The 22065-nt window shown below is 67.4% G+C and carries 25 protein-coding genes; 9 read left to right on the top strand and 16 right to left on the bottom strand.

The annotated features are described in order from the left end of the window. Positions 1–65: 65 nt before the first annotated feature. Entirely contained in the window at positions 66–311 is a 246-nt protein-coding gene (locus tag ABL844_RS25240; protein ID WP_418129415.1) for a hypothetical protein, read from the bottom strand. Positions 312–348: 37 nt separating this feature from the next. Then, entirely contained in the window at positions 349–1242 is an 894-nt protein-coding gene (locus ABL844_RS25235; protein ID WP_418129414.1) for a LysR family transcriptional regulator, read from the bottom strand. Between the two features lie 112 nt (positions 1243–1354). On the opposite strand from ABL844_RS25235, the gene ABL844_RS25230 reads away from it, so the two are divergent. Next, positions 1355–2863 carry an MFS transporter gene (locus ABL844_RS25230; RefSeq protein WP_418129413.1) on the top strand — a complete coding sequence of 503 codons (1509 nt, stop codon included), beginning with the start codon at positions 1355–1357 and terminating at the stop codon, positions 2861–2863. A gap of 13 nt (positions 2864–2876) precedes the next feature. Here ABL844_RS25230 and ABL844_RS25225 read toward each other — a convergent pair whose 3' ends face one another. Continuing rightward, positions 2877–3782: a LysR family transcriptional regulator gene (locus ABL844_RS25225; RefSeq protein WP_418129412.1), complete on the bottom strand. Its 906-nt coding sequence runs from the start codon at positions 3780–3782 to the stop codon at positions 2877–2879. A gap of 129 nt (positions 3783–3911) precedes the next feature. Between ABL844_RS25225 and ABL844_RS25220 the strand changes: the two genes are divergently transcribed. Genes ABL844_RS25220 through ABL844_RS25210 form a run of 3 tightly spaced genes read left to right on the top strand, consistent with a single transcriptional unit; the run spans position 3912 to position 5844 of the window. After that, entirely contained in the window at positions 3912–4655 is a 744-nt protein-coding gene (locus ABL844_RS25220) for an SDR family oxidoreductase (protein WP_418129410.1), read from the top strand. A gap of 15 nt (positions 4656–4670) precedes the next feature. Next, positions 4671–5567, top strand: a complete 897-nt coding sequence (locus ABL844_RS25215; RefSeq protein WP_418122319.1) for an SDR family NAD(P)-dependent oxidoreductase — start codon at positions 4671–4673, stop codon at positions 5565–5567. Positions 5568–5613: 46 nt separating this feature from the next. Then, positions 5614–5844, top strand: a complete 231-nt coding sequence (locus ABL844_RS25210) for a SlyX family protein (protein WP_418117611.1) — start codon at positions 5614–5616, stop codon at positions 5842–5844. Between the two features lie 108 nt (positions 5845–5952). On the opposite strand, the gene trhA is transcribed toward ABL844_RS25210, so the two are convergent. The 8 genes from trhA to cyoA are packed head-to-tail and all read right to left on the bottom strand — an operon-like array spanning position 5953 to position 13542. Further along, positions 5953–6648 (bottom strand): PAQR family membrane homeostasis protein TrhA, encoded by a 696-nt coding sequence (trhA, locus tag ABL844_RS25205; RefSeq protein ID WP_375792105.1) that lies wholly within the window; start codon positions 6646–6648, stop codon positions 5953–5955. Between the two features lie 40 nt (positions 6649–6688). Beyond that, positions 6689–7240, bottom strand: coding sequence for a response regulator transcription factor (locus ABL844_RS25200; protein WP_126024784.1), 552 nt, complete (start codon positions 7238–7240; stop codon positions 6689–6691). After that, positions 7221–8678 carry an ATP-binding protein gene (locus tag ABL844_RS25195; protein ID WP_260319397.1) on the bottom strand — a complete coding sequence of 486 codons (1458 nt, stop codon included), beginning with the start codon at positions 8676–8678 and terminating at the stop codon, positions 7221–7223. Before ABL844_RS25195 ends, ABL844_RS25200 begins: the two co-directional genes overlap by 20 nt. Further along, positions 8632–9438 carry an SURF1 family protein gene (locus ABL844_RS25190; protein WP_418129408.1) on the bottom strand — a complete coding sequence of 269 codons (807 nt, stop codon included), beginning with the start codon at positions 9436–9438 and terminating at the stop codon, positions 8632–8634. Before ABL844_RS25190 ends, ABL844_RS25195 begins: the two co-directional genes overlap by 47 nt. Continuing rightward, the gene (cyoD, locus tag ABL844_RS25185; RefSeq protein WP_369661061.1) at positions 9438–9860 is read right to left on the bottom strand and encodes a cytochrome o ubiquinol oxidase subunit IV; all 423 of its coding nucleotides are present in this window, start codon (positions 9858–9860) and stop codon (positions 9438–9440) included. Before cyoD ends, ABL844_RS25190 begins: the two co-directional genes overlap by 1 nt. Continuing rightward, positions 9857–10519, bottom strand: coding sequence for a cytochrome o ubiquinol oxidase subunit III (cyoC, locus tag ABL844_RS25180; RefSeq protein ID WP_184640990.1), 663 nt, complete (start codon positions 10517–10519; stop codon positions 9857–9859). Before cyoC ends, cyoD begins: the two co-directional genes overlap by 4 nt. Next, positions 10512–12515, bottom strand: coding sequence for a cytochrome o ubiquinol oxidase subunit I (gene cyoB / locus ABL844_RS25175; RefSeq protein ID WP_418129407.1), 2004 nt, complete (start codon positions 12513–12515; stop codon positions 10512–10514). The genes cyoC and cyoB overlap by 8 nt, the downstream gene beginning before the upstream one ends. 1 nt (position 12516) lies before the next feature. Further along, on the bottom strand, positions 12517–13542 hold the full coding sequence (gene cyoA, locus ABL844_RS25170; protein ID WP_126024788.1) for a ubiquinol oxidase subunit II: 1026 nt from the start codon (positions 13540–13542) through the stop codon (positions 12517–12519). A gap of 180 nt (positions 13543–13722) precedes the next feature. Here cyoA and ABL844_RS25165 point away from each other — a divergent pair, with 180 nt between their 5' ends. From ABL844_RS25165 to ABL844_RS25155, 3 genes are all read left to right on the top strand, one after another. After that, the gene (locus tag ABL844_RS25165; protein ID WP_418117606.1) at positions 13723–15063 is read left to right on the top strand and encodes an MFS transporter; all 1341 of its coding nucleotides are present in this window, start codon (positions 13723–13725) and stop codon (positions 15061–15063) included. Positions 15064–15129: 66 nt separating this feature from the next. After that, positions 15130–15813 (top strand): HAD family hydrolase, encoded by a 684-nt coding sequence (locus tag ABL844_RS25160; RefSeq protein ID WP_418129406.1) that lies wholly within the window; start codon positions 15130–15132, stop codon positions 15811–15813. A gap of 4 nt (positions 15814–15817) precedes the next feature. Further along, positions 15818–16153, top strand: a complete 336-nt coding sequence (locus tag ABL844_RS25155; RefSeq protein WP_056593793.1) for a hypothetical protein — start codon at positions 15818–15820, stop codon at positions 16151–16153. On the opposite strand, the gene ABL844_RS25150 is transcribed toward ABL844_RS25155, so the two are convergent. From ABL844_RS25150 to ABL844_RS25130, 5 genes are all read right to left on the bottom strand, one after another. Further along, entirely contained in the window at positions 16096–17097 is a 1002-nt protein-coding gene (locus tag ABL844_RS25150) for an isopenicillin N synthase family dioxygenase (RefSeq protein WP_418129405.1), read from the bottom strand. The genes ABL844_RS25155 and ABL844_RS25150 overlap by 58 nt on opposite strands. After that, positions 17094–17837 (bottom strand): amino acid ABC transporter ATP-binding protein, encoded by a 744-nt coding sequence (locus ABL844_RS25145; RefSeq protein WP_418129404.1) that lies wholly within the window; start codon positions 17835–17837, stop codon positions 17094–17096. The genes ABL844_RS25150 and ABL844_RS25145 overlap by 4 nt, the downstream gene beginning before the upstream one ends. Continuing rightward, on the bottom strand, positions 17834–18544 hold the full coding sequence (locus ABL844_RS25140) for an amino acid ABC transporter permease (RefSeq protein WP_126023262.1): 711 nt from the start codon (positions 18542–18544) through the stop codon (positions 17834–17836). Before ABL844_RS25140 ends, ABL844_RS25145 begins: the two co-directional genes overlap by 4 nt. Positions 18545–18560: 16 nt before the next feature. Then, complete coding sequence (locus ABL844_RS25135) at positions 18561–19256, bottom strand: amino acid ABC transporter permease (protein ID WP_184640997.1); 696 nt, start codon at positions 19254–19256, stop codon at positions 18561–18563. Between the two features lie 111 nt (positions 19257–19367). Then, on the bottom strand, positions 19368–20198 hold the full coding sequence (locus tag ABL844_RS25130; protein ID WP_369661065.1) for an ABC transporter substrate-binding protein: 831 nt from the start codon (positions 20196–20198) through the stop codon (positions 19368–19370). Positions 20199–20392: 194 nt separating this feature from the next. Here ABL844_RS25130 and fabV point away from each other — a divergent pair, with 194 nt between their 5' ends. Both fabV and ABL844_RS25120 read left to right on the top strand, forming a co-directional pair. After that, the gene (gene fabV / locus ABL844_RS25125; RefSeq protein WP_418129403.1) at positions 20393–21589 is read left to right on the top strand and encodes an enoyl-ACP reductase FabV; all 1197 of its coding nucleotides are present in this window, start codon (positions 20393–20395) and stop codon (positions 21587–21589) included. Positions 21590–21616: 27 nt separating this feature from the next. Beyond that, positions 21617–22036 (top strand): group II truncated hemoglobin, encoded by a 420-nt coding sequence (locus ABL844_RS25120; protein ID WP_126023266.1) that lies wholly within the window; start codon positions 21617–21619, stop codon positions 22034–22036. The last annotated feature ends 29 nt before the right edge of the window (positions 22037–22065 follow it).

The following is a 22065-nucleotide window of genomic DNA, read 5'->3' as shown; positions in this document are numbered from 1 at the left end:
GCCGACCATGCGCCGCATGAGCAGGGTCTTCAGATCGTGGTCCGCGGACCGCGGGAACACGATCTTCATTTCGCGTCCTTTTCTTCTTCTACGGCCTGCCGGCCCAGATCTGCGAACACGTCTTCCGCCGGACGGAACTGGCCCTGCTCGATTGCGTGGTTACCTAGCACCAGGATCTTGAGAAGCGCGAGCGTGGCTTCGCGCTCCTCGTCACGATGTCCGCGGCATGGCTCTTGAAGTAGCTGATGGGTTTGACGTGAGTCGAGAAATTCATGGCGCTCATCCCTGGTGTCGTGGCCGGTCGAATTCATTGTGGTCTGAACTCGGCCCGACTCGACCTGAGGCGGGCTACGGCGCGACGCCGTCCTCCCTGAACATATGCTCCCCCGCGAAGTCCACGAACGCCCGCACCTTCGGCGAAAGCTGCCGGCTCGACGGCCATAGCGCCGAGAACTGGCCCTGGCGCACGAGATGCGTGGCCAGCACGCGCTGCAGTTCGCCGCGGCACAGCGAGTCGCGCGCGAGGAAGTCGGGCATGTAGGCCACGCCGAGGCCGGCGACTGCGGCGCCGAGCATGGCTTCCATGTTGTTGCACAGCAGGCCCGGCGGGAGGTGGGTGGGCAGGCCGGGCAGGTCCCAGTCCTCGATCTTTCCGCCGGTGACGAACTTGTAGCGCAGGCAGGTGTGCCGCGCGAGGTCGGCCGGGGTCTGCGGCACGCCGTGGCGCTCCAGGTAGGCGGGCGAGGCCACGAGCACGAACCGGAACGGACCGAGGCGGCGGGCGACCAGCTGCGAATCGACCAGGTCGCCGCTGCGGATCGCCACGTCGACGCCCTCGGCGATGACGTCGACCAGCCGGTCGTTGAAGTCGAGGTCCAGCTCGATCTCGGGGTAGCGCTCCCTGAAGGCCGGCAGCATCGGCAGCAGGAAGCGGTAGCCGATGGTCGGCAGGCTCACGCGCAGGCGGCCGCGCGGCGCGGCGATGGCGTCCTGCATCATGGCCCGCGCGTCGTCGAGCTCGTCGAGGATGCGGCGGCAGCGCTCGTGGAAGAGGGCGCCTTCCTGCGTGAGCCGCATGTGGCGCGTGGTGCGGTTGAAGAGGCGCACGCCGAGCTGCTCTTCGAGCCGCGCGACGTTCTTTCCCACGGCCGAGGCCGAGATGCCCAGCAGCCGGCCGGCCCTGGCAAAGCTCGACAGGTCGGCCGCCCGCACGAAGGATTCGAGTCCGCTGAAGCTGTCCATGGATTGGCAACCTTTGGTTGGGAGTGTGAAGAGCAATGCAGCAATTCTCAGCGCATTGATTCCTTTCTATCTTCGTGCCTTCCTTGTCACCTTCCGCGAAAGCACATTCCCGATGCCCGCTTCTTCCTCCAGAAACTGGCTCCTGGCCGCCGTCTGCCTCGCGGCGCTGGGCATGCCGCTGAGCTTCACCGGCCCGGCGGTGGTGCTGCCCGCCGTGCGCGACGCGCTGGGCGGCAGCCCGGTGCAACTCAACTGGGTGACCAACGCCTTCATGCTGAGCTTCGGCGCCACGCTGATGGCGGCCGGCGCGCTGGCCGACGCCTATGGGCGCAAGCGCGTCTTCCTGCTGGGGCTCGCGGTGGTGGCGCTCAGTGCCTCACTGCTGACCCTGGCGCCGGGCATCGTGGCCTTCGACCTGGCGCGCGCGCTGCAGGGGCTGGGTTCGGCGGCGGCCTTCGCGGCGGGCACGGCCGCGCTGGCACAGGTGTTCGACGGCGCGGCGCGCACGCGGGCCTTCAGCCTGATCGGCACTTCGTTCGGCGTTGGGCTGTCCTGTGGCTCGATGCTCTCGGGCTGGCTCGCGCAGAGCTTCGGCTGGCAGGCAGTGATGCTGAGCCCCGGTGCGGTCAGCCTGCTGGCGCTCGGCATCGCGTCGCTCGCGATGCGTGAGTCGCGCAACCCGCAGGCCATGGGGCTGGACGTGCCGGGCACGCTGAGCTTCACCGCCGCGCTGAGCCTGCTGACTCTGGGCGTGCTGCAGGCGCCCGACAGTGGCTGGGGCAGCCCGTGGGTGCTTGGGGCGTTGGCGGGCGCAGCGGTGATGGGCGCGGTCTTCGTTGCCATCGAGCGGCGGGTGGCGCACCCGATGCTCGACCTGTCGCTCTTCCGCTTTCCGCGCTTCGTCGGCGTGCAACTTCTGGCGGCCGCGCCGGCCTATGGTTTCGTCGTGCTGCTGGTGCTGCTGCCGATCCGCTTCATCGGGCTCGAAGGGCGCGGCGCGATCGAGGCGGGGGCTTTCATGTTCGCGCTCTCGGGGCCGATCCTCGTGGTGCCGACGCTGGCTGCGTCGCTGGCGCACCGGCTCTCGGCCGGCGCGATCTCGGCCGTGGGGCTGCTGGTGTGCGCCGTGGGACTCTTCTGGCTCAGCCGTTGCGCGCCGGGCATGCCGCTGGGCGCGATGGTGTGGCCGCTGCTGCTGATCGGCGCGGGCATCGGGCTGCCTTGGGGGCTGATGGACGGGCTGGCCGTGAGCGTGGTGCCGCGCGAGCGCGCGGGTATGGCATCGGGCATCTTCAACACGGTGCGGGTGGCGGGGGAGGGCATCGCGCTGGCACTTGTGGGCGCGGGGCTGACGGCGCTGGTGGCTGCGCGGCTGGGCCATGCGGAGGCGGCATCGCGCGCTGCGCAGCGCGTCACCACCGGAGACATCTCGCAGGCGCTGGCCCTGCTGCCCGGCATGGACCGCGCGGCGGTGCTGCACGCCTACGGCGCAGCGTTCGGCACGCTGCTGTGGGTGCTCGCGGGCGTGACCGTGTCGACGGCGCTTGTGGTGTTCGCCTTCCTGCGCGGCGAGACGCATGCCGAGGCCGGCGCCGTGGCGCTGGAATCAACGGCCTGTTGAGGGCCCGGCCCGCTCAGTCCGTTGCGGCTGCCTCGGCGGCTTCGAAGATGTCGCGCAGCCACTGCGTGAAGACGCGCACGCGCGAGGACAGCTGGCGGTTCTGCGCGTAGAGCACCGAGACCGGCATCGGCGGCGGTGCGAACTCTGGCAGCAGCACCTTGAGCCGCCCGTCCGCCAGCTCGCCGGCTACGCGGTAGCGCGGCACCTGCACCAGCCCCAGGCCCGCCACGGCCGAGCCGGTGTACAGGTCGGCGCCGGTCACCGACACGATGCCGCCCAACTGCACGTTCGTCACCTGCCCGTCGACCGTGAATTCGAGCGGCACCGGCTTGCCCGTGGCGCTGGAGATGTAGTGGATGGCGCGGTGCGATGCCAGCTCTTCCATGCTTTTGGGCTCGCCGTGGGCTGCGATGTAGGCCGGGCTCGCGACCGTGACCTGCGGCAGCAGCGCCACGCGGCGTCCGATCATCGATGAGTCCTGCAGCGTGCCCGCGCGCAGCACGCAGTCGACGCCTTCCCGGACAAGGTCGACGAGCCGGTCGTCCTCGCCGATGTGCAGCTCCAGCTCCGGGTAGCGCGCCAGGAAGCCCGGCAGTGCCGGCACCACGAAATGCCGCGCCAGCGTGCCCTGCAGGTTCACGCGCAGCAGGCCCTTGGGCGCCTCGTCGCGGAACAGGCCCTCGGCTTCCTCCACGTCGGCCAAGAGCCGCACACAGCGGCGGTAGTAGGCCTCGCCGTCCTGTGTCAGGCGCACGGTGCGGGTGGTGCGCTCCAGCAGCCGGGTGCCGACGCGCTGCTCCACGCGCTTGATGAGATTGGTGACTGTTGCGCGCGGTATGCGCAGGTCCTCGGAGGCCTGCGTGAAGCTCTGGCGCTCGGCGATGCGCACGAAGGCCTGCATTTCCTGGAAGCGGTCCATGGGCGGTTTGCCGATCTATTGTTGATGCAAATGGAATAGTAATGTCGATTGGAGGCTGATTATCTTTTGGATGGAACGATCGAAGATTCGTCTCACCAACCCACCACCTCTGCAAAGGAACAGCCCGCCATGAACCAGTCATCCACTCCCAAGGTCGCCATCGTCACCGGCGCATCGCGCGGCATCGGCGCCGCCGTCGCGCAGCGCCTCGCCAGGGACGGCTTCTCCGTCGCCGTCAACTACGCATCGAGCCCGGAGCAGGCCGATGCCCTCGTTGCCGAGCTGAAGGCCGCCGGCGGCCGTGCCTTCGCCGTCGAGGCCGACGTGGCCAGCGCCGAGGAAGTGCGCGCCATGTTCGACGCCGTCGAGGCGCAACTCGGCAAGGTCGACGTCCTGGTCAACAACGCCGGCGTGCTCCGGACGCTGCCGCTGGCCGAGCACAGCGACGCGCAGTACGACCAGACCTTCGACATCAACGTGCGCGGCACCTTCAACACGCTGCGCGAGGCCGCCACGCGCCTGAACGAGGGCGGTCGCATCGTCAACTTCTCGAGCACCACGCTCGCGCTGAACATACCCGGCTACGCGATCTACAACGCCACCAAGGCGGCGGTCGAGGCTTTCACGCACGTCTTCGCCAAGGAACTGCGCGGCCGCGGCATCACCGTGAACGCCGTGGCGCCAGGCCCCATCGCCACCTCGCTCTTCCTCGACGGCAAGACCGAGGAGCAGATCCAGGCCTTCGCGAAGATGCCGCCGCTGCAGCGCCTGGGCCAGCCCGAGGACATCGCATCGGTGGTGTCCTTCCTCGCCGGGCCCGATGCGGGCTGGGTCAACGGCCAGATCCTGCGCGCCAACGGCGGTGTCGCCTGAAGGAGGAGACACGCCATGAAGAAGCAGATCGTCCTCGTCACCGGCGCCGGCAGCGGCATCGGAAAGCTCACGGCCCTGTCGCTCGCCGAAGCGGGCCACGTCGTCTACGCCTCCATGCGCGACATCGCAGGGCGCAACAACGGCCGCGCCGCCGAGCTGCGTGCCCTGGCCGCGGCGAAGAACATCCAGCTGCACCCGCTCGAGCTCGACGTGCTCTCGCAGGAGTCGGCCGATGCGGCCGCCGCGACCATCGTGCGGGAGCAGGGTCATCTCGACGTGGTGATGCAGAACGCCGGCCACCTGGTGGTCGGCCCCACGGAGGCCTTCACGCCGGATGAGATCGTCAAGGTGTTCGACACCAATGTGCTCGGCGCGCAGCGTGTGAACCGCGCGGTGCTGCCGTACCTGCGGGCGCAGGAGTCGGGGCTGATGCTGTGGATCAGCAGCACCACCACCAAGGGCGGCTTTCCGCCGTTCATGGGGCCCTATGGCGCGGCCAAGGCGGCGATGGATTCGCTGGCCGTCACGCTGGCGTATGAGATCGCGCGCTTCGGCATCGAGACCTCCATCGTCGTGCCGGGCGCCTTCACCAAGGGCACCGACCACTTCCCGAGCGCCGGCAAGCCGGCCGATGCCACCACCGCCGCCGCCTACGCCCGCTACGACGGCCTCATGGACCAGATCGGCGCGCGCCTCTCGGCGCTGACGCCCGACAACGCCGACCCGCAGGCCGTGGCCGACGAGATCGTGCGCATCGTGGGCCTGCCCGCCGGCACGCGGCCGATGCGCTCGCTGATCGACTTCGTGGGCGACGGCGCTCAGGAGGTGTTCGAGGTGTCGGAGCGGGTGCGCATCGAATTCGCCAAGCGAATCGGCATGGCGGACCTGCTCGAGGCGAAGGTGCGTCGCTAAGCGGGGCGTCACAAAGAGCGGGGCGGTATTCCTGTCCAATAGCGGCATGGAAAACCCGCCCCACGACCATCTCATTGCCGAGCGCGTGACCGAACTCGAGATCAAGTCCAGCTACGCCGAGGACATGCTCGACCAGCTGAACATGACGATCTACCGCCAACAGCAGCAGATCGATCGGCTGATCCTGCAGGTCACGCAGTTGAAGGAGCAGATGCAGAGCTCCGGCCAGGACGGCGCCGCGCGCAACCCACGCGACGAGTTACCCCCGCACTATTGATCGACGACTTTTCGCGGAGCACCGCGGAACCGGCTTTGCCGGGCCGCAGGTGCTGCCCCCGGCGAGGGGGTTGGCGAAGCGACACGAAGTGCGCGAAGCCTGGGGGAGTTACCCGTGCGCATGCCAGAGCACGGCGAAGAAGTGACAGGTGCTGCCCGCGAGCACGAACAGGTGCCACACCGAGTGCGCGAAGCGCACCTTGTTGTCGAACAGGAAAACCACCGCGCCGGCCGTGTAGAACAACCCGCCGGCCACCAGCCATCCCAGCCCCGCCGCCGACATGCGCTCGTACAGCGGCACGGCGGCCATCAGCGCCATCCAGCCCATCGCCACGTACAGGCCGGTGGACCACAGCGGATGCTTCAGCCGGTTGAACAGCTTGGCGCCCACGCCCAGCGCCGCCGCCGCGCAGATGGCGCCGAACAGCGTCCAGCCCAGCGGGCCGCGCAGTACGCCGAACAGAAAGGGCATGTAGCTGCCCGCGATGAAGAGGTAGATGGCCGCGTGGTCCAGCCGGTTGAACCAGGCCTTGGCCCGGCCGATGGGCAGCGCGTGGTAGAGCGTGGAGATCAGGTACAGCACGATGGCCGTGCCCGCGAACAGGCTGGCACCGACCACGGCCGCGGCCTGGCCCTTCTGTGCGGCGCTGTAGACCAGGATCGGCAGCGAGGCGATCGCCAGCGCAAGGCCCAGGCCGTGGCTCAGGGCGTTGAAGAGTTCTTCCATGGCCGTCTGGTCGCGTGCGGCGAGGACGGCGGTCTTGCTGCGTTGCGTGGGCGGGGGAGAGGGTGGCGAAAAGGTCATCGTCTGTCCGTGCGCAAGTGCGTGTGGTTTGAAGATCGGTCTACTTGACCTGCTGCTTGCCCAGCTTGCGTGCCAGCGTGCGCCGGTGCATGCCGAGCCTGCGCGCGGTCTCGGAGATGTTGAAGCCGGTCTCGGCCAGCGTCTCGTGGATGCGCTCCCATTCGAGCGTCTTGATGGATGTGGAACGGTTGGTCAGCTCCACCTCGGTGGTGCCGGTGGCGCGGCCGAAGGCGGCCTCGATGTCGTCGGTGTTCGAGGGCTTGGCCAGGTAGTGGCAGGCGCCGAGCTTGATGGCTTCCACCGCGGTGGCGATGCTCGCGAAGCCCGTGAGCACCACGATCAGCATCTTCGGGTTGTGCCGGTGCAGCATCTGCACGCAGGCCAGGCCCGAGGCCTCTCCGTTGAGCTTGAGGTCGACCACCGCGTAGCCGGGCGAGGAGCCGGCCAGCAGTGCCTCGACCTCGGCGAGGTTGCTCGCGTGCGTCACGGCGTAGCCGCGGCGCTCGAAGGAGCGGCCGAGCGCGCGCGCGAAGGCGCCGTCGTCCTCGACGATCAGCAGCTGGCGCTGCGCTTCAGCTCCGGTTTCGCTCATTGCCTTCCATTCCGATGGTCCTGCCAGCGGCCGCGAGGGCTTCCTCGTCGTCCGCGTCGTCGTCCACTTCCGTCTCTTCTTCCTCGAGCACGATGGCCGCGAGCGGCAGCGTGATCTTCACGACGGCGCCGCCCTCGGGCCGGTTGGCCGCCGCGACGCGGCCGCCCACGGTGCGCGCCACGTTCACCACCAGGAACAGCCCCAGCCCGCCGCCAGCGCGGCCCTTGCTCGACTGGTAGGGCTTGCCGAACTCCTTGAGGATGGCCGGCAGGAAGCCGGGCCCTGCGTCGGTGACGGTGATCGTCAGCGCGTCGGCGTCGTGCGCCGCCTCGAGGCGCAGCCAGTGCGGCGACGCCTCCAGCGCATTGTCGAGCACGTTGCAGATCATCTGCTTGAGGGCCGAGTCGGAAACCATGGGCAGGTCGCGGCCGAAGTGGTTGTCGTACTCGAAGTCTTCCACCGGGCGGGTGGTGCGCCATTCCTCGACGAGGTCGTCGAGGAAGGTGCTGACGGTGGTTTCTTCCGAAGACTCGCCGCGCGCCTCGCCGGCCGACAGCAGGATGCCGCTGACGATGCTCTTGCAGCGCTGGATCTGCAGTTCCATCTCGGCCACCTCGGTCAGCAGCTCGGGGTCGGAGCTGAAATGCGGCAGCCGGCGCCAGTCGCCGAGGATGACGGCCAGCGTGGCAAGCGGCGTGCCCAGCTCGTGCGCCGCGCCCGAGGCCAGCAGGCCCATGCGCACGATGTGCTCCTCTTCGGAGGCGCGCTGTCGCAGGTCGGCCAGCCGGGCGTCGCGCGCGCGCAGGTTGCGGCTGATGCGGGTGATGAAGATGACGAGCAGCGCCGCGTTCAGCGCGAAGCACACCAGCATGCCCTGGATATAGGGGCTCCACAGGCCCCGGTCGTGGTCCAGCGGCAGTGCCAGCGGGCGCGAGAACAGCGCAAGTCCGGCGAAGCAGATGCTGGTGATGACCACCATGGTCCAGGTCGACCAGGCCTTCAGCAGCACCGCGCCCAGCGTCACCTGCAGCAGGAAGAGGAACACGAAGGGGTTGGTCGCGCCGCCGCTCAGGTAGAGCTGCGCGGTGAGGGTGGCCACGTCGACCAGCAGCGCGACGAACAGTTCGCCATTGGTCACGCGCCGGTGGCTGCGCGAGCGCAGCAGGCTCACCATGTTGAAGAGCGCGAGGCAGGCCAGCACCTGCAGCATGTGGTCCAGCGGCAGCCGGATCTCGAAGCCGTAGTGCACCACGAGGATGGTGGCGACCTGTCCGACCACCGCGAACCAGCGCAGCTGTATCAGCTGCTGCATGTTCTGGTGGCCGATGGCGTTGTCGAGGCTCGCGACGCCGGCGCGGGGCGGGTGCAGCTCGCCCGCCACAGCGGCGGATTCAGCCGTCGCGGCGGGCATCTTGGTCGGCGGGGCGGGCGTCGGCATGGGCCGCATTTTCGCTGCGCCGCACGAACCAGGCCGCGATCAGCACCATGAGGGCGAGGCCATACCAGGTCAGGGCGTAGACGAGGTGGCTGTTGGGAAAGGAGATGATCGTCAGGCCGGCTGCCGGCCAGGCGGGGGTGTCGGTGGCGGTCGCGGGTGCTTGCGTGGCGTCGGCATCGACGAAGTAGGGCGCGACGTCGTTCACGTTCAGGCCGCGCGCGGCGGCGATGGCCTGCACGTCGCGCGAGAACCAGCGCTCGCCGGCCGGATCGTTCTTGCGCAGGAAGCCGCCCTTGGGTTCGGTCAGGCGCAGCAGGCCGGCCACGGTGGTTTCGCCCTGGGGCTCGGTGGCGGCGCGCGCCTCGCGTTTCTGCGCTTCGGGCGGCACGAAGCCGCGGTTGACCAGCACCACGGTGCCGTCGGCGCTGTTGCGCAGCGGGGTCAGCACCCAGAAGCCGGCACCCAGCCTGGTGCTGGCCTGCACCAGCGTCTCCTTGTCGTGGAGGAAGGTGCCGGCAAGGCGGACATGCCGGTATTCGTCGTTGGCCGCGTTGACCGTGGGCCATTCGGTCCGCCCGGGGGCCGCGGTGGCCGGGGCGTGCACGCGCTGGTCGACGCGTGCGATGAGATCCAGCTTCCAGGCCCTGCGCTCGACCTGCCAGGTGCCGAGCGCGACGAAGCCGGCGAAGGCGAGGGCGGCGCAGACCGCCAGTGCCACCCGTGCGGCGGTGGAGCGCTGGCGGACGGCCTGTTCCGCCATCAGGGCATGTTCTTCATGTCGTGCACCGAGTGCGGCATCATGTTGGTGTTCATGTGGTACATGACCCACAACGAACCGGCCAGCGTGATGACCACGAGCACGAGCGTGAAGATCAGCGCCAGCATGTTCCAGCCGCCTTCGGACTTCGCGTCCATGTGCAGGAAGTACACCATGTGCACCACGATCTGCACCACGGCGAAGGCCAGGATGACGAGGGCGGTGGTGCCCGGCTTGTCGAAGACCTTGCCCATGACGAGCCAGAACGGGATGGCGGTGAGGATCACGGCCAGCACGAAGCCGGTCATGTAGCCCTTGAAGGTGCTGTGGCTCACCGGGCCGTCGTCGTGGCCGTGCCCGTGGTCATGACCATGGTCGTTGTGGCCATGTGCGCCGTGGCCGGCGGTTTCGGTGTGCGCGCTCATTGCAGCGATCCCATCAGATACACGAAGGTGAAGACGCCGATCCAGACCACGTCCAGGAAGTGCCAGAACATCGACAGGCACATCAGGCGGCGGCGGTTGGCGGCGGTGAAGCCGTGCTTGGGCAACTGGATCATCAGCACGATGAGCCAGACGATGCCGAAGGTCACGTGCAGGCCGTGGGTGCCCACCAGCGCGAAGAACGAGGACAGGAAGGCGCTGCGCTGCGGGCCCGCGCCTTCGTGGATCAGGTGCGCGAACTCGTAGAGCTCCAGGCCGATGAAGCCCGCGCCCAGCAGGCCGGTGATGGCCAGCCAGACCAGCACGCCGCCCATGCGGCGCTGCTGCATCTGCAGCATGGCGAAGCCGTAGGTGATGGACGACAGCAGCAGCAGCGAGGTGTTGATCGCCACCAGCGGCAGGTCGAACAGGTCGGCGCCCGAAGGGCCGGCCGCGTAGCTGCGGCCCAGCACGCCGTACACCGCGAACAGGCAGGCGAAGATGAGGCAGTCGCTCATCAGGTAGAGCCAGAAGCCCAGCAGCGTGCCGTTCTCGGGATGGTGGTCTTCGTTGCGGACGTTGAACACCTCGAAGGTGGGCACGCTCGCGGCGTTGCCCACGGTGTTCGTGTGGCTGGAGTGGAGGGCGGTACTGTTAGACATTGGCAGCCAGCAGGCGCGTGCGCGCTTCTTCGGTACGGACGACTTCTTCCGCGGGGATGTAGTAGTCGCGCTTGTAGTTGAAGGTGTGGATGATCACGGCGGCGAGCATGGCGACGAAGCCGATGCCGGCCAGCAGCCACATCTGCCAGATCAGCGCGAAGCCGCACACCGCGCTCAGCGCCGCGATGATGAAGCCGGCGGCCGTGTTCTTGGGCATGTGGATCGGGCTGAAGCCTTCCAGCGGACGCTGGTAGCCGCGGGCCTTCATGTCGGACCAGGCGTCGTTGTCGTGCACGCGCGGCGTGAACGCGAAGTTGTAGGCCGGCGGCGGCGACGAGGTCGCCCATTCCAGCGTGCGGCCGTTCCACGGGTCGCCCGTGGTGTCGCGCAACTGGTCGCGGCGGATGAAGCTCACCACCAGCTGGATGATGAACGAGGCGATGCCCAGCGCGATCAGCACGGCGCCGAAGGCGGCGACCTGGAACCAGATCTGCAGCGACATGTCCTGGAAGTGGCTCATGCGGCGGGTGACGCCCATCAGGCCCAGGATGTACAGCGGCATGAAGGCGAACCAGAAGCCGACGATCCAGAACCAGAACGAGCACTTGCCCCAGAACGGGTCGAGCTTGTAGCCGAAGGCCTTCGGGAACCAGTAGGTGATGCCCGCCAGCATGCCGAACAGCACGCCGCCGATGATCACATTGTGGAAGTGGGCGATCAGGAACAGGCTGTTGTGCAGCACGAAGTCGGCCGGGGGAACGGCCAGCAGCACGCCGGTCATGCCGCCGATCACGAAGGTGATCATGAAGCCGATGGTCCACATCATGGGCAGCTCGAAGCGGATGCGGCCGCGGTACATGGTGAACAGCCAGTTGAAGATCTTCGCGCCCGTCGGGATCGAGATGATCATCGTCGTGATGCCGAAGAACGAGTTCACGCTGGCGCCGGAGCCCATGGTGAAGAAGTGGTGCAGCCAGACGAGGTACGACAGGATGGTGATCACGACCGTGGCGTACACCATCGAGGCGTAGCCGAAGAGGCGCTTGCCCGAGAAGGTGGAGACCACTTCCGAGAAGATGCCGAAGGCCGGCAGGATCAGGATGTACACCTCGGGGTGGCCCCAGATCCAGATCAGGTTCACGTACATCATCGCGTTGCCGCCGAGGTCGTTCGTGAAGAAGTTGGTGCCTGCGTAGCGGTCGAGCGACAGCAGGGCCAGCACGGCGGTCAGCACCGGGAAGGCGGCGACGATCAGCACGTTGGTGCACAGGGCGGTCCAGGTGAAGACGGGCATCTTCATCATGGTCATGCCGGGCGCGCGCATCTTCACGATGGTGGCCAGCAGGTTCACGCCGGACAGCAATGTGCCCACCCCCGCTATCTGCAATGACCATATGTAGTAGTCGACCCCCACATCGGGGCTGAACAGGATGCCCGACAGCGGCGGATAGGCCAGCCAGCCGGTCTTGGCGAACTCGCCGACGAACAGCGACGCCATCACCAGGCCGGCGCCGAAGGTGGTCATCCAGAAGCTGAAGTTGTTCAGGAACGGGAAGGCCACGTCGCGCGCGCCGATCTGCAGCGGCACCACGAAGTTCATGAGGCCCGTGACCAGCGGCATCGCCACGAAGAAGATCATGATCACGCCGTGGGCGGTGAAGACCTGGTCGTAGTGGTGCGGCGGCAGGAAGCCGGCGTTGTCGCCGAAGGCGATGGCCTGCTGGGCGCGCATCATGAGCGCGTCGGCGAAGCCGCGAAGCAGCATCACCAGGCCCAGGATGATGTACATGATGCCGATCTTCTTGTGATCGATGCTGGTGATCCAGTCGCGCCACAGCATGCCCCACAGCTTGAAGTAGGTCAGTGCGCCCAGGACGGCCAGGCCGCCCAGCACCACGCCGGCAAAGGTCACGAGCAGGATGGGCTCGTGGAAGGGAATCGCCTCCCAGGAGAGGCGGCCGAAGACGAGCTTCGTCAGGTCTAGGTTCTGCAACATCTTATTCTTCGGTGGTGCACATCGCGGTGACGTACTTGCGCTTGGGCGTATCGAGGGATTCGATGTCCCAGGCCTGCTTGGTGGCAACGTTGAAGGCGCCGGGCTTGCCCATGCCGCCGCTGGCGTCGATGGCCATCATTTCCTTCATGCACATCTTGTTGCGGTCCACGCACTGGTTGAGGATCGCGTCGTACAGGTCGGATGCAACGGTGGGGTAGTGGCGCACGGGCTCGCGCTCGCTGGGCACTTCGAGCTTCTTGTAGAGCTCGCGGGAGAGTTCGCCGTCCTTGCCGGACTTGACCTTCTGCACCCACTGGTCGAAGCCTTCGTTGCTCAGCCCGTGGAACTTGAAGCGCATGCCGGAGAAGCCGGCGCCGCTGTAGTTGGCGGAGAAGCCTTCGAACTCGCCGGGCTTGTTGATGACGGCGTGCAGCTTGGTCTCCATGCCCGGCATGGCGTAGATCTGGCCGGCCAGCGCGGGGATGAAGAAGGAGTTCATGACCGAGGAGGCCGTGATCTTGAAGCTGATCGGGCGGTCCACCGGGGCGGCCAGCTCGTTCACCGTGGCGATGCCCTGTTCGGGGTAGATGAACAGCCACTTCCAGTCGAGGGCGACCACTTCCACCGTCAGCGGCTTGGTTTCGGCCGGAATCGCGCGCTGGGCGTCGAGGCGGCGCAGCGGCTGGTAGGGGTCGAGCGTGTGGGTGCTGATCCAGGTGATGGCGCCCAGGGCGATGATGATGAGCAGCGGTGCTGCCCAGATGGCCAGCTCGAGCTGGGTGGAGTGGTCCCAGTCGGGGCTGTAGGTGGCCTCTTTATTGGACTGGCGATAGCGCCAGGCAAAGAAGATGGTCAGGGCGATCACCGGAATGATGATGATCAGCATCAGCACGGTGGAGACGACGATCAGTCGTCCCTGCTGGTGGGCGATGTCGCCGGATGGGTTCATCAGCACCGTGTTGCAGCCCGCCAGGAGCATGGCGGAGAGCAGCAGGAGTGCTCGGCGAAGGTTCTTGAGGATGTGCATGCCGGGGGAAAAGAGGTGCAGGGGCGACGCAAAAAGACCCCACAATCTACGCCCGAAGACGGGTTTCGCCTATTGGACGTTTTGTCCTATGGCGGTAAATGTGATTCGGTGCGACGCTCTGGGGTCTCCCATGGTCTTATGGTGTCGCGCCGCGGCGTTACACCTGAATTACAGCAAGCAATGACGACGTCCAGCATCATTTCGCAAGGCGCACAGCCGCTGCCGAACCCGGCCGATCACGGCGGCGCCCGGCAGGGCGACGACCACTCGCACATCGCCCCCGGCGAGATCGCGGTCGGTGTGGTCATCGGCCGCGCCTCCGAATATTTCGACTTCTTCGTCTACGGCATCGCCTCGGTGCTGGTGTTTCCGGCGGTCTTCTTCCCGTTCGAGCAGCACCTCGAGGGTGTTCTCTATTCGTTCCTGGTCTTCTCCTTCGCCTTCATCGCGCGTCCGTTCGGAACTGTCATCTCAATGATGATCCAGCGACGTTTCGGGCGGGAAGCCAAGCTCACGCTGGCGCTCTTCGTGCTCGGCACCTCCACCGCCGGCATCGCCTTCCTGCCGGGCTATGCGAGCCTGGGCTTCACGGCCATCGTGCTGCTGTCCGTGTTCCGCTTCGGCCAGGGCCTGGCGCTGGGCGGCTCCTGGGACGGCCTGCCGTCGCTGCTGGCGCTGAACGCGCCGGCCAACCGCCGCGGCTGGTACGCCATGCTGGGCCAGCTGGGCGCGCCCATCGGCTTCTTCATCGCCAGCGCTCTGTTCGCCTACCTGTATTCCAGCCTGCCGTCGGAAGACTTCCTCGACTGGGGCTGGCGCTACAGCTTCTACGTGGCCTTCGCGATCAACGTGGTGGCGCTCTTCGCCCGCCTGCGCCTGGTGGCCACCGACGAATACTCGCGCCTGCTCGAAGAGCGCGAGCTCGAACCCACCAGCGTCACCGAACTGGTCAGCTCGCAGGGCAGCAACATCCTGATCGGCGCCTTCGCCGCGCTGGCCAGCTACGCGCTGTTCCACCTGATCACGGTGTTCCCGCTGTCGTGGATCACGCTGTATTCCGACCAGTCGGTCACCGAATTCCTGGTGATCCAGATGATCGGCGCGGCCTTCGGCGCCGCCGGCATCGTGGCCTCGGGCCTGCTGGCCGACCGCATCGGCCGCCGCTTCACGCTGGGCGGCCTGGCCGCGGTGATCGCCGCCTTCAGCGGCTTCGCCCCCACGCTGCTCGACGGCGGCCGCATCGGCCAGGACATCTTCATCCTGCTGGGCTTCGTGATCCTGGGCCTGTCGTACGGCCAGGCGGCCGGCGCCGTGACCTCCAACTTCGCGCCCAAATACCGCTACGTCGGTGCTGCGCTCACGGCCGACGTGGCCTGGCTGATCGGCGCGGCCTTCGCTCCGCTGGTGGCCCTGGGGCTCTCGGCCCACTTCGGCCTCGCCTATGTCAGCGTCTACCTGCTGTCGGGCGCCATCGCCACGCTGGCGGCGCTGGGCCTGAACCGGGCACTGGCGCGGGACTGAGACTTTCCGCGCAGCAACGAAAAGGGGCCTTACGGGCCCCTTTTCGTTTTTCATTACGATGCCTCGATGTTCGCCGCTGCAATCTTCGACATGGACGGGCTGCTGATCGATTCGGAGCGCCCCATCATGGCCGCCTGGATCGACGTCGCCCGCACGCTCGGCATCGAGCTTTCACACAGCCAGTACCTGCAGGTGGTGGGGCTGTCCACGGTGGAGTCCGAAGTCGTCCTGGCTTCGCTGCTGGGCGGGCCGGCCGTCTACACCCACGCGGTGGGCCTCGTGCGACAGCGCCTGCAGCTGGAGCGCTCCGACGGTACGCCACTGTTCCCGATCAAGCCCGGCGCGGCTGAATTCCTGGCGGCGCTGCGCGAACGCGGCACGCGCTGCGCCGTGGCCTCTTCATCGACCAGCGTGCAGATCCAGGCCTGCCTCGGCAGCCTCGACGTGCTGCACCACTTCTCGGCCTTCGCGGGCGGCGACGAAGTGGCGCGCGCCAAGCCCGATCCGGCGCTCTACCTGCTCGCGGCCGAACGGCTGGGCGTGGACCCCGCCGACTGCATCGCCTTCGAGGACAGCGAGAACGGCGCCAAGGCGGCACTGGCGGCGGGCCTGCGGGTGGTGGTGGTGCCCGACCTCAAGCATCCGCCCGCATCGATCGTCGAGCGGGCCTTCCACGTGCTCGATTCGCTGCACGACGCACTGGCGCACCTGCCGCGCTGGTTTCCGCAACAGGCCATGCAAAAGGTGTAACGGCATGATCAAGATCGGCACCCTCTGCCACGTGGTCGACAGCTGCCTGGCGTCGCCCTTCACGGAGCGTGCCGTGGGCCGGATCGTGGAGGTGGTGTCCGCGCCCTATGAGGCGCCCAGCGAGCGCTACCTGCCCGGCACTTACTACGACGTGCTGTTCGAGGGCTGGACCTTCTACTGCCGCAGCGACAAGCTCGTGCCCATTTCCGACCCCGATGCCGAGGTCGAGCGCTGGGAGGACGTTTTCCTCGAGGAGCCCGGCCTCCTGCCGGCGCCCGCCCCTCAGAGCACCTCGTCGCGCAGCTGCGGAAAAACCTTCGACACCTTTGCCAGCAGGTAGTCGCCGTAGCGCCCGCTGAAGGCGTGCACGTTGGCGCGGTCCCAGCGCTCGGCGCTGTCGTCGCGCGCTTCGGCGCCCGCGAGGCCCTCTATGCGCTGCACCCGCGCCTCGAAGTTCGGATCGAAGAAGAGCGGAAACGACAGCCGGTCATGCCCCGAGGTGTTGCGCCTCACCCGGTGCGGCGTCGACTTGTAGAGCCCGCCGGTCATGCGGTCGAGCATGTCGCCGATGTTGCAGACGAAGGAGCCCGCAACCGGCGGCGCGTCGATCCAGCCGCCGGGCGTGTGCACCGCCAGGCCGCCGATGTGGTCCTGGTGCAGGATCGTCAGCAGCCCGTAGTCGGTGTGCTCGCCCACGCCCCATTGCACGTCCAGGCCCTCGGGCACTGGCTGCGAGGGGTAGTTGAAGAGCCGGAACAGGATCAGCGGGTCGGCCGTGTAGCGCTTCGCGAAGTAGCCCGCCTCGAGGCCCAGGCTCAGCGCGATGCCTTCCATCAGCCGGTGGCCCAGCTGCGTGACGGCGGCCATGTAGTCGAGGATGGTCTCGCGAAAGCCCGGCACTTCGGGGAACAGGTTGGGCCCGTGCACCGGCGTCTTCGCCTGCACCAGCGGATGCGTGGCGGGCAGCTCCGTGCCCAGGTACAGGCCTTCCTTCCAGTCGGGCCGGCCCGAGGTCAGCTCGCCGCCCAGCGGAAAGTAGCCGCGCCAGGCGCGCCCGCCCAGGGCCATGCGCCAGCGCATCTTGGTTTCCTCGGGCAGCTCGAAGAAGCGGTGGCTGAGTTCTTCGAGCCGCTTCACCAGCGCCGGGTCGACGCCATGGCCGGTCACGTAGAAGAAACCGTGGGCGCGGCAGGCGGCGCCGATCTGCGCGGCGACGGCGTCGCGCCCGGCGGTGCCGGCAATGAGCGCGGAAACATCGATGAGGGGAAGGGCTGCGTCGGTCATGCGTCTCTCGCGAAGGGGGAGCGGATGTCGGCCAGGAACTGCTGCGCGCGCGGATGCTGCGGCCGGTTGAAGAAGTCGTCGGGTGTGGCGCGCTCCAGCACCTTGCCTTCGTCCATGAAGAGCACGCGGTCGGCCACCTCGCGCGCGAAGCCCATCTCGTGCGTCACGCAGACCATGGTCATGCCGTCGCGCGTGAGGTCGCGCATCACCAGCAGCACCTCGCCGACCATCTCGGGGTCGAGCGCGCTGGTGGGCTCGTCGAACAGCATCAGCGGTGGCTGCATCGCGAGCGCGCGGGCGATCGCCACGCGCTGCTGCTGGCCACCCGAGAGCTCGCCGGGCCAGGCGTTGGCCTTGTTCGACAGGCCGACGCGGCTCAGCAGCGCCATCGCGCGCTCGTCGGCCTGCTTGCGCGTGAGGCCGCGCAGCTGCATCGGCGCCATCGTGCAGTTCTGCAGCACCGTGAGGTGCGGGAACAGGTTGAACTGCTGGAACACGAAGCCGATGCGCGAGCGGAATTCGTTCACGTCCAGTCCCGGCGCGTGGATGTCCTGCCCGTTCACCACGATGCGGCCCGACTGGATCGGCTCCAGCCGGTTGAAGGTGCGGATCAGCGTCGACTTGCCCGAGCCCGAGGGCCCGCACACCACGACCACCTCGCCCTTGTGGATGGTTTCGGTCACGTCGACCAGCGCGTGGTAGCTGCCGTACCACTTGTTGACTTTTTCGAGTTCGATCATGCGGACACCTTGGTGGCGGCGGTGGAGATGCCGCGGCGCGCGAGCCGGCGTTCGAGCCAGTAGGCGAAGCGCGAGAGGCCGAAGCAGAGAATGAAGTACGTCCCGCCCAGGATCAGGTAGATCTGCGCGGGCTTGGTGAACACCTGCGTGTTGATCTGCGTCGCGATGAACGACACCTCGGCCAGCCCGATGATGTAGCCCAGCGAGGTTTCCTTGATGGTCGAGACGAACTGGTTCACCAGCGAGGGCAGCATGCTGCGCAGCGCCTGCGGCAGCACCACGAGGCGCATCGCGCTGCCATAACTCAGGCCCAGCGCACGGGCGGTTTCCATCTGCCCGCGCGGCAGGCCCTGGATGCCGGCGCGCACGATCTCGGCGAGGTAGGCGGCGTCGAACACCACCAGCGCGATCAGCATGGTGGTGAACTGGTCGGTCTTCACGCCGGTGACGCTGGGCAGGAAGAAGTAGGCCCAGAAGATCACCATCAGCAGGGGCAGCCCGCGCACCACGAACACGAAGCCCGTGACCGGCCAGCGCAGCCAGCGCCACGGGCTCACCCGTGCCAGCCCCAGCACGATGCCCAGCGGCAGCGCCAGCACCAGGCCGCAGGAGGCCAGCAGCAGCGTGAGCACCAGCCCGCCGAGCGGGCCGTTCGGGTACTGCCCGATGAGAAAGTAGACCCAGTAGTCGTTGATGATCTGAAGCATCGCGCCGTCGCCTTCCTCAGATCGTCCGCACCGGGTAACGGTGGTGGTACCAGGTGGCAAGCCCCGTGATCGCCAGCGACACCGTCAGGTACGCCGCGCTCGCGAACGCGAAGGACTCGAAGCTGCGGAAGGTCGCGCTCTCGACCTGGCCGGCCTGGTACATCAGCTCGGCCACGCCGATCACGGTGGCGATGGAGGTGTTCTTCCACAGGCTCAGCGTCTGCGAGATGAGCGGCGGAATGGTCACGCGCAGCGCCTGCGGCAGCACCACGCGGCGCATGGTGGCGAGGTAGCTGAAGCCCATCGCGCGGCCGGCCTCGAACTGCACTGTGGGAATGGCGCGGATGCCGCTTCGGATGTCCTCCGCCATGAAGGCCGCCGTGTACAGCGCGAGCGCGATGATCGCGCTGTAGGCTTCGATGTGCCCCGCGTAGAGCCATTGCTTGATGTCTTCCGGCAGCAGCTCGGGCGCGCCGAAGTACCAGAAGAGCATGTGCGCCAGCAGCGGAATGTTGCGGATCGACTCCACGTACGCGAAGCCGAGCCAGCGCAGCGGCGCGAAGGGCGACAGCCGCAGCAGCGCCACCACCAGCGCGATGGGCAGCGCCAGCGCCAGCGAGGCCGCGAGCAGCTGCAGCGACAGCAGCAGGCCCGCGACAAGCATGTCGTGGTACTTGCCGGTCAGCAGCAAGGAATAGTCGAACAGGGGCATGGGGGGCGACAGTATCACCGCCGCGGGGAAAGAAGAGCCGGGAGCCCGTCGTCCGGCCTCATCCTGTCGTCTCTCCGGCCTTCCCCGAGGGCGAAGGCCGGGGATTCAGGCTCAGTCGATCTTGTCGCTCTCGAGCTTGAAGTCGCGCGACTGGAAGCCCGAAGCCGTGTTCGGGCCGTACCACTTGATGAAGATCTTCTCGGCGTCGCCCGACTTCTCGAGCTCGCGCAGCGTGTCGTCCACCACTGCCTTCAGGCCGCTCTCGCCCTTCTTGATGCCGATGGCCAGCGCCTCGGTGCTCAGGTTCTGCTTGAGCACCACGTACTGCGCCTTCTGAGGACCAAGCTTGGCGTAGCTGCGCAGCAGCGCGGCCTCGTCGTCGACGTAGCCCACGCCCTTGCCCTGCTGCAGGGCCTGGAAGGCCTGCTGGCTGGTGTCGAAGGTCACGACCTCCACGTTGGGCACGGCCTTGCGGATGTTGGGCTCCTGCGTGCCGCCACGGATGGTCAGCACCTTCTTGCCGGCGAGCTGCGGCACCTCGGTGATGCCGCTGTCCTTCTTCACGATGGCCTTCTGGCCGGTGACGAAGGTGGTGAGCGAGAAGTCGATCTGCGCCTCGCGCTCCTTGTTGTGCGTGAGGCCGGCGGCCACCAGGTCGACGTGGCCCTGCTGCAGCTCCGGAATGCGCGCGGCCACCGCGATCTGCTTGAGCACCGGCTTCACGCCGATCTTCTTCGCGATGGCGTTCACCAGGTCCACCTCGTAACCGACGATCTGGCGGGTCTTGGGGTCGACGAAGGTCGCGGGCTCGTCCGTGCCGAGCACGCCGACGACCAGCTCGCCCTTCTTCTTGATGTCGGCCAGCTGGTCGGCATGGGCGACGGTGCCGAACAGGAAGGTGGAGGCGGCGAGGGCCGCGGCTGCAATCAGTTTCATGCGCATGTTCTTCTCCTTGATGGAAAGCGTAAGGGGCGGGACCATATCAATAAAACCGCTGATTATTAAATCGTCAATCGACATATGCATATGGTCAGGCTGAAGGCCGCTTTTGCGGGCTGGGTTAAATTCGCGGCGCAAAAACGCGCTTCCGGCGTCTTTCCTCCGCCTCCCTCCGCATCTCTTCGAGCGAGATCCTCATGATCATCAAACCCCGCGTGCGCGGCTTCATCTGCGTCACCACCCATCCCGCCGGCTGCGAAGCCAACGTCCGCCAGCAGATCGAATACGTCAAGGCCAGGCCCGCCATCGAGGGCGGCCCGAAGAAGGTGCTGGTGATCGGCGCATCGACCGGCTACGGCCTCGCCGCGCGCATCACCGCCGCCTTCGGCTGCGGCGCCGGCACGCTGGGCGTCTTCTTCGAACGCCCGGGCAGCGAGACCAAGCCCGGTTCGCCCGGCTGGTACAACACCGCCGCCTTCGAGCGCGCCGCGCACGCCGAGGGCCTCTATGCGAAGAGCATCAACGGCGACGGTTTTTCCGACGCGATGAAGCAGCAGGTCATCGATACCATTCGCGCCGACCTGGGGCAGGTCGACCTCGTCGTCTACAGCCTGGCCGCACCGCGGCGCACGCATCCGAAGACCGGCCAGGTCTTCAACTCGGTGCTCAAGCCCGTGGGCAAGGCGGTGAACCTGCGCGGCCTCGACACCGACAACGAGACCGTGAAGGAATCGGTGCTCGAGCCCGCCACGCAGGAGGAAATCGACAACACCGTGGCCGTGATGGGCGGCGAGGACTGGCAGATGTGGATCGACGCACTGCAGCAGGCCGGCGTGCTGGCCGACGGCGCCAAGACCACGGCCTTCACCTACCTGGGCGAGAAGATCACGCACGACATCTACTGGAACGGCTCCATCGGCGCGGCCAAGAAGGACCTCGACCAGAAGGTGCTGGGCATCCGCGCGCAGCTCGCGGCCAAGGGCGGCGACGCGCGCGTGTCGGTGCTGAAGGCGGTGGTCACGCAGGCCAGCTCGGCCATTCCGATGATGCCGCTGTATCTGTCGCTGCTGTTCAAGGTGATGAAGGAGCAGGGCGTGCACGAGGGCTGCATCGAGCAGGTGCAAGGGCTCTACGCCGAGAGCCTCTACGGCAGCGCGCCGCACATCGATGCCGAAGGCCGCCTGCGCGCCGACTACAAGGAACTGGCGCCGCAGGTGCAGTCGCGCGTGCTCGAGCTGTGGCCGCAGGTGACCAAAGAGAACCTCTACGAGCTGACCGATTTCGCGGGCTACAAGACCGAGTTTTTGCGGCTCTTCGGCTTCGCGGTGGAGGGCGTGGACTACGAGGCCGACGTGAACCCCGATGTGGGCATTCCGGGCATCGTGCAGCTCTAGCAGGCCCCTCAAGGGATACTCCCGCCCATGCAGATACAAGAAAAGCCGCCCGCCGGCACGCCCTTCGACTGGATCGGCGGCGAACCGAAAGTGGAGGCGCTGGTCGAGCGCTTCTACGACCTGATGGACCTCGAACCCGCCTACGCGCAGCTGCGCGCGGTGCACGGAACCAGCCTCGACAACGCGCGCCAGCGCCTGTTCTGGTTCCTCTGCGGCTGGCTGGGCGGGCCTCAGTACTACACCGACCGCTTCGGCCACCCGATGCTGCGCGCGCGCCACCTGCCGCAAAGCATCGGCGGCCACACCATCGGCATCAAGGAGCGCGACCAGTGGCTGGCCTGCATGGACCAGGCGATGGGCGAGACGGGCGTGCCCGAGGACTTGCGCGCGCGCCTTCGCGACTCCTTCTTCAAGACCGCTGACTGGATGCGCAATAGAGGCGAATGATCGCCGGCCAGACACACGAGCAACGATTT

The organism is Variovorax sp. 278MFTsu5.1 (genome assembly GCF_048305045.1).
Taxonomy (GTDB): Bacteria; Pseudomonadota; Gammaproteobacteria; order Burkholderiales; family Burkholderiaceae_C; genus Variovorax; species Variovorax guangxiensis.
This window is presented reverse-complemented; position numbering and strand designations above follow the sequence as displayed.

Coding starts and splice junctions, on each gene's coding strand:
- ABL844_RS25240 (WP_418129415.1), bottom strand. CDS start 311: ATGAATTCGACCGGCCACGACACCAGGGATGAGCGCCATGAATTTCTC.
- ABL844_RS25235 (WP_418129414.1), bottom strand. CDS start 1,242: ATGGACAGCTTCAGCGGACTCGAATCCTTCGTGCGGGCGGCCGACCTG.
- ABL844_RS25230 (WP_418129413.1), top strand. CDS start 1,355: ATGCCCGCTTCTTCCTCCAGAAACTGGCTCCTGGCCGCCGTCTGCCTC.
- ABL844_RS25225 (WP_418129412.1), bottom strand. CDS start 3,782: ATGGACCGCTTCCAGGAAATGCAGGCCTTCGTGCGCATCGCCGAGCGC.
- ABL844_RS25220 (WP_418129410.1), top strand. CDS start 3,912: ATGAACCAGTCATCCACTCCCAAGGTCGCCATCGTCACCGGCGCATCG.
- ABL844_RS25215 (WP_418122319.1), top strand. CDS start 4,671: ATGAAGAAGCAGATCGTCCTCGTCACCGGCGCCGGCAGCGGCATCGGA.
- ABL844_RS25210 (WP_418117611.1), top strand. CDS start 5,614: ATGGAAAACCCGCCCCACGACCATCTCATTGCCGAGCGCGTGACCGAA.
- trhA (WP_375792105.1), bottom strand. CDS start 6,648: ATGACCTTTTCGCCACCCTCTCCCCCGCCCACGCAACGCAGCAAGACC.
- ABL844_RS25200 (WP_126024784.1), bottom strand. CDS start 7,240: ATGAGCGAAACCGGAGCTGAAGCGCAGCGCCAGCTGCTGATCGTCGAG.
- ABL844_RS25195 (WP_260319397.1), bottom strand. CDS start 8,678: ATGCCGACGCCCGCCCCGCCGACCAAGATGCCCGCCGCGACGGCTGAA.
- ABL844_RS25190 (WP_418129408.1), bottom strand. CDS start 9,438: ATGGCGGAACAGGCCGTCCGCCAGCGCTCCACCGCCGCACGGGTGGCA.
- cyoD (WP_369661061.1), bottom strand. CDS start 9,860: ATGAGCGCGCACACCGAAACCGCCGGCCACGGCGCACATGGCCACAAC.
- cyoC (WP_184640990.1), bottom strand. CDS start 10,519: ATGTCTAACAGTACCGCCCTCCACTCCAGCCACACGAACACCGTGGGC.
- cyoB (WP_418129407.1), bottom strand. CDS start 12,515: ATGTTGCAGAACCTAGACCTGACGAAGCTCGTCTTCGGCCGCCTCTCC.
- cyoA (WP_126024788.1), bottom strand. CDS start 13,542: ATGCACATCCTCAAGAACCTTCGCCGAGCACTCCTGCTGCTCTCCGCC.
- ABL844_RS25165 (WP_418117606.1), top strand. CDS start 13,723: ATGACGACGTCCAGCATCATTTCGCAAGGCGCACAGCCGCTGCCGAAC.
- ABL844_RS25160 (WP_418129406.1), top strand. CDS start 15,130: ATGTTCGCCGCTGCAATCTTCGACATGGACGGGCTGCTGATCGATTCG.
- ABL844_RS25155 (WP_056593793.1), top strand. CDS start 15,818: ATGATCAAGATCGGCACCCTCTGCCACGTGGTCGACAGCTGCCTGGCG.
- ABL844_RS25150 (WP_418129405.1), bottom strand. CDS start 17,097: ATGACCGACGCAGCCCTTCCCCTCATCGATGTTTCCGCGCTCATTGCC.
- ABL844_RS25145 (WP_418129404.1), bottom strand. CDS start 17,837: ATGATCGAACTCGAAAAAGTCAACAAGTGGTACGGCAGCTACCACGCG.
- ABL844_RS25140 (WP_126023262.1), bottom strand. CDS start 18,544: ATGCTTCAGATCATCAACGACTACTGGGTCTACTTTCTCATCGGGCAG.
- ABL844_RS25135 (WP_184640997.1), bottom strand. CDS start 19,256: ATGCCCCTGTTCGACTATTCCTTGCTGCTGACCGGCAAGTACCACGAC.
- ABL844_RS25130 (WP_369661065.1), bottom strand. CDS start 20,198: ATGCGCATGAAACTGATTGCAGCCGCGGCCCTCGCCGCCTCCACCTTC.
- fabV (WP_418129403.1), top strand. CDS start 20,393: ATGATCATCAAACCCCGCGTGCGCGGCTTCATCTGCGTCACCACCCAT.
- ABL844_RS25120 (WP_126023266.1), top strand. CDS start 21,617: ATGCAGATACAAGAAAAGCCGCCCGCCGGCACGCCCTTCGACTGGATC.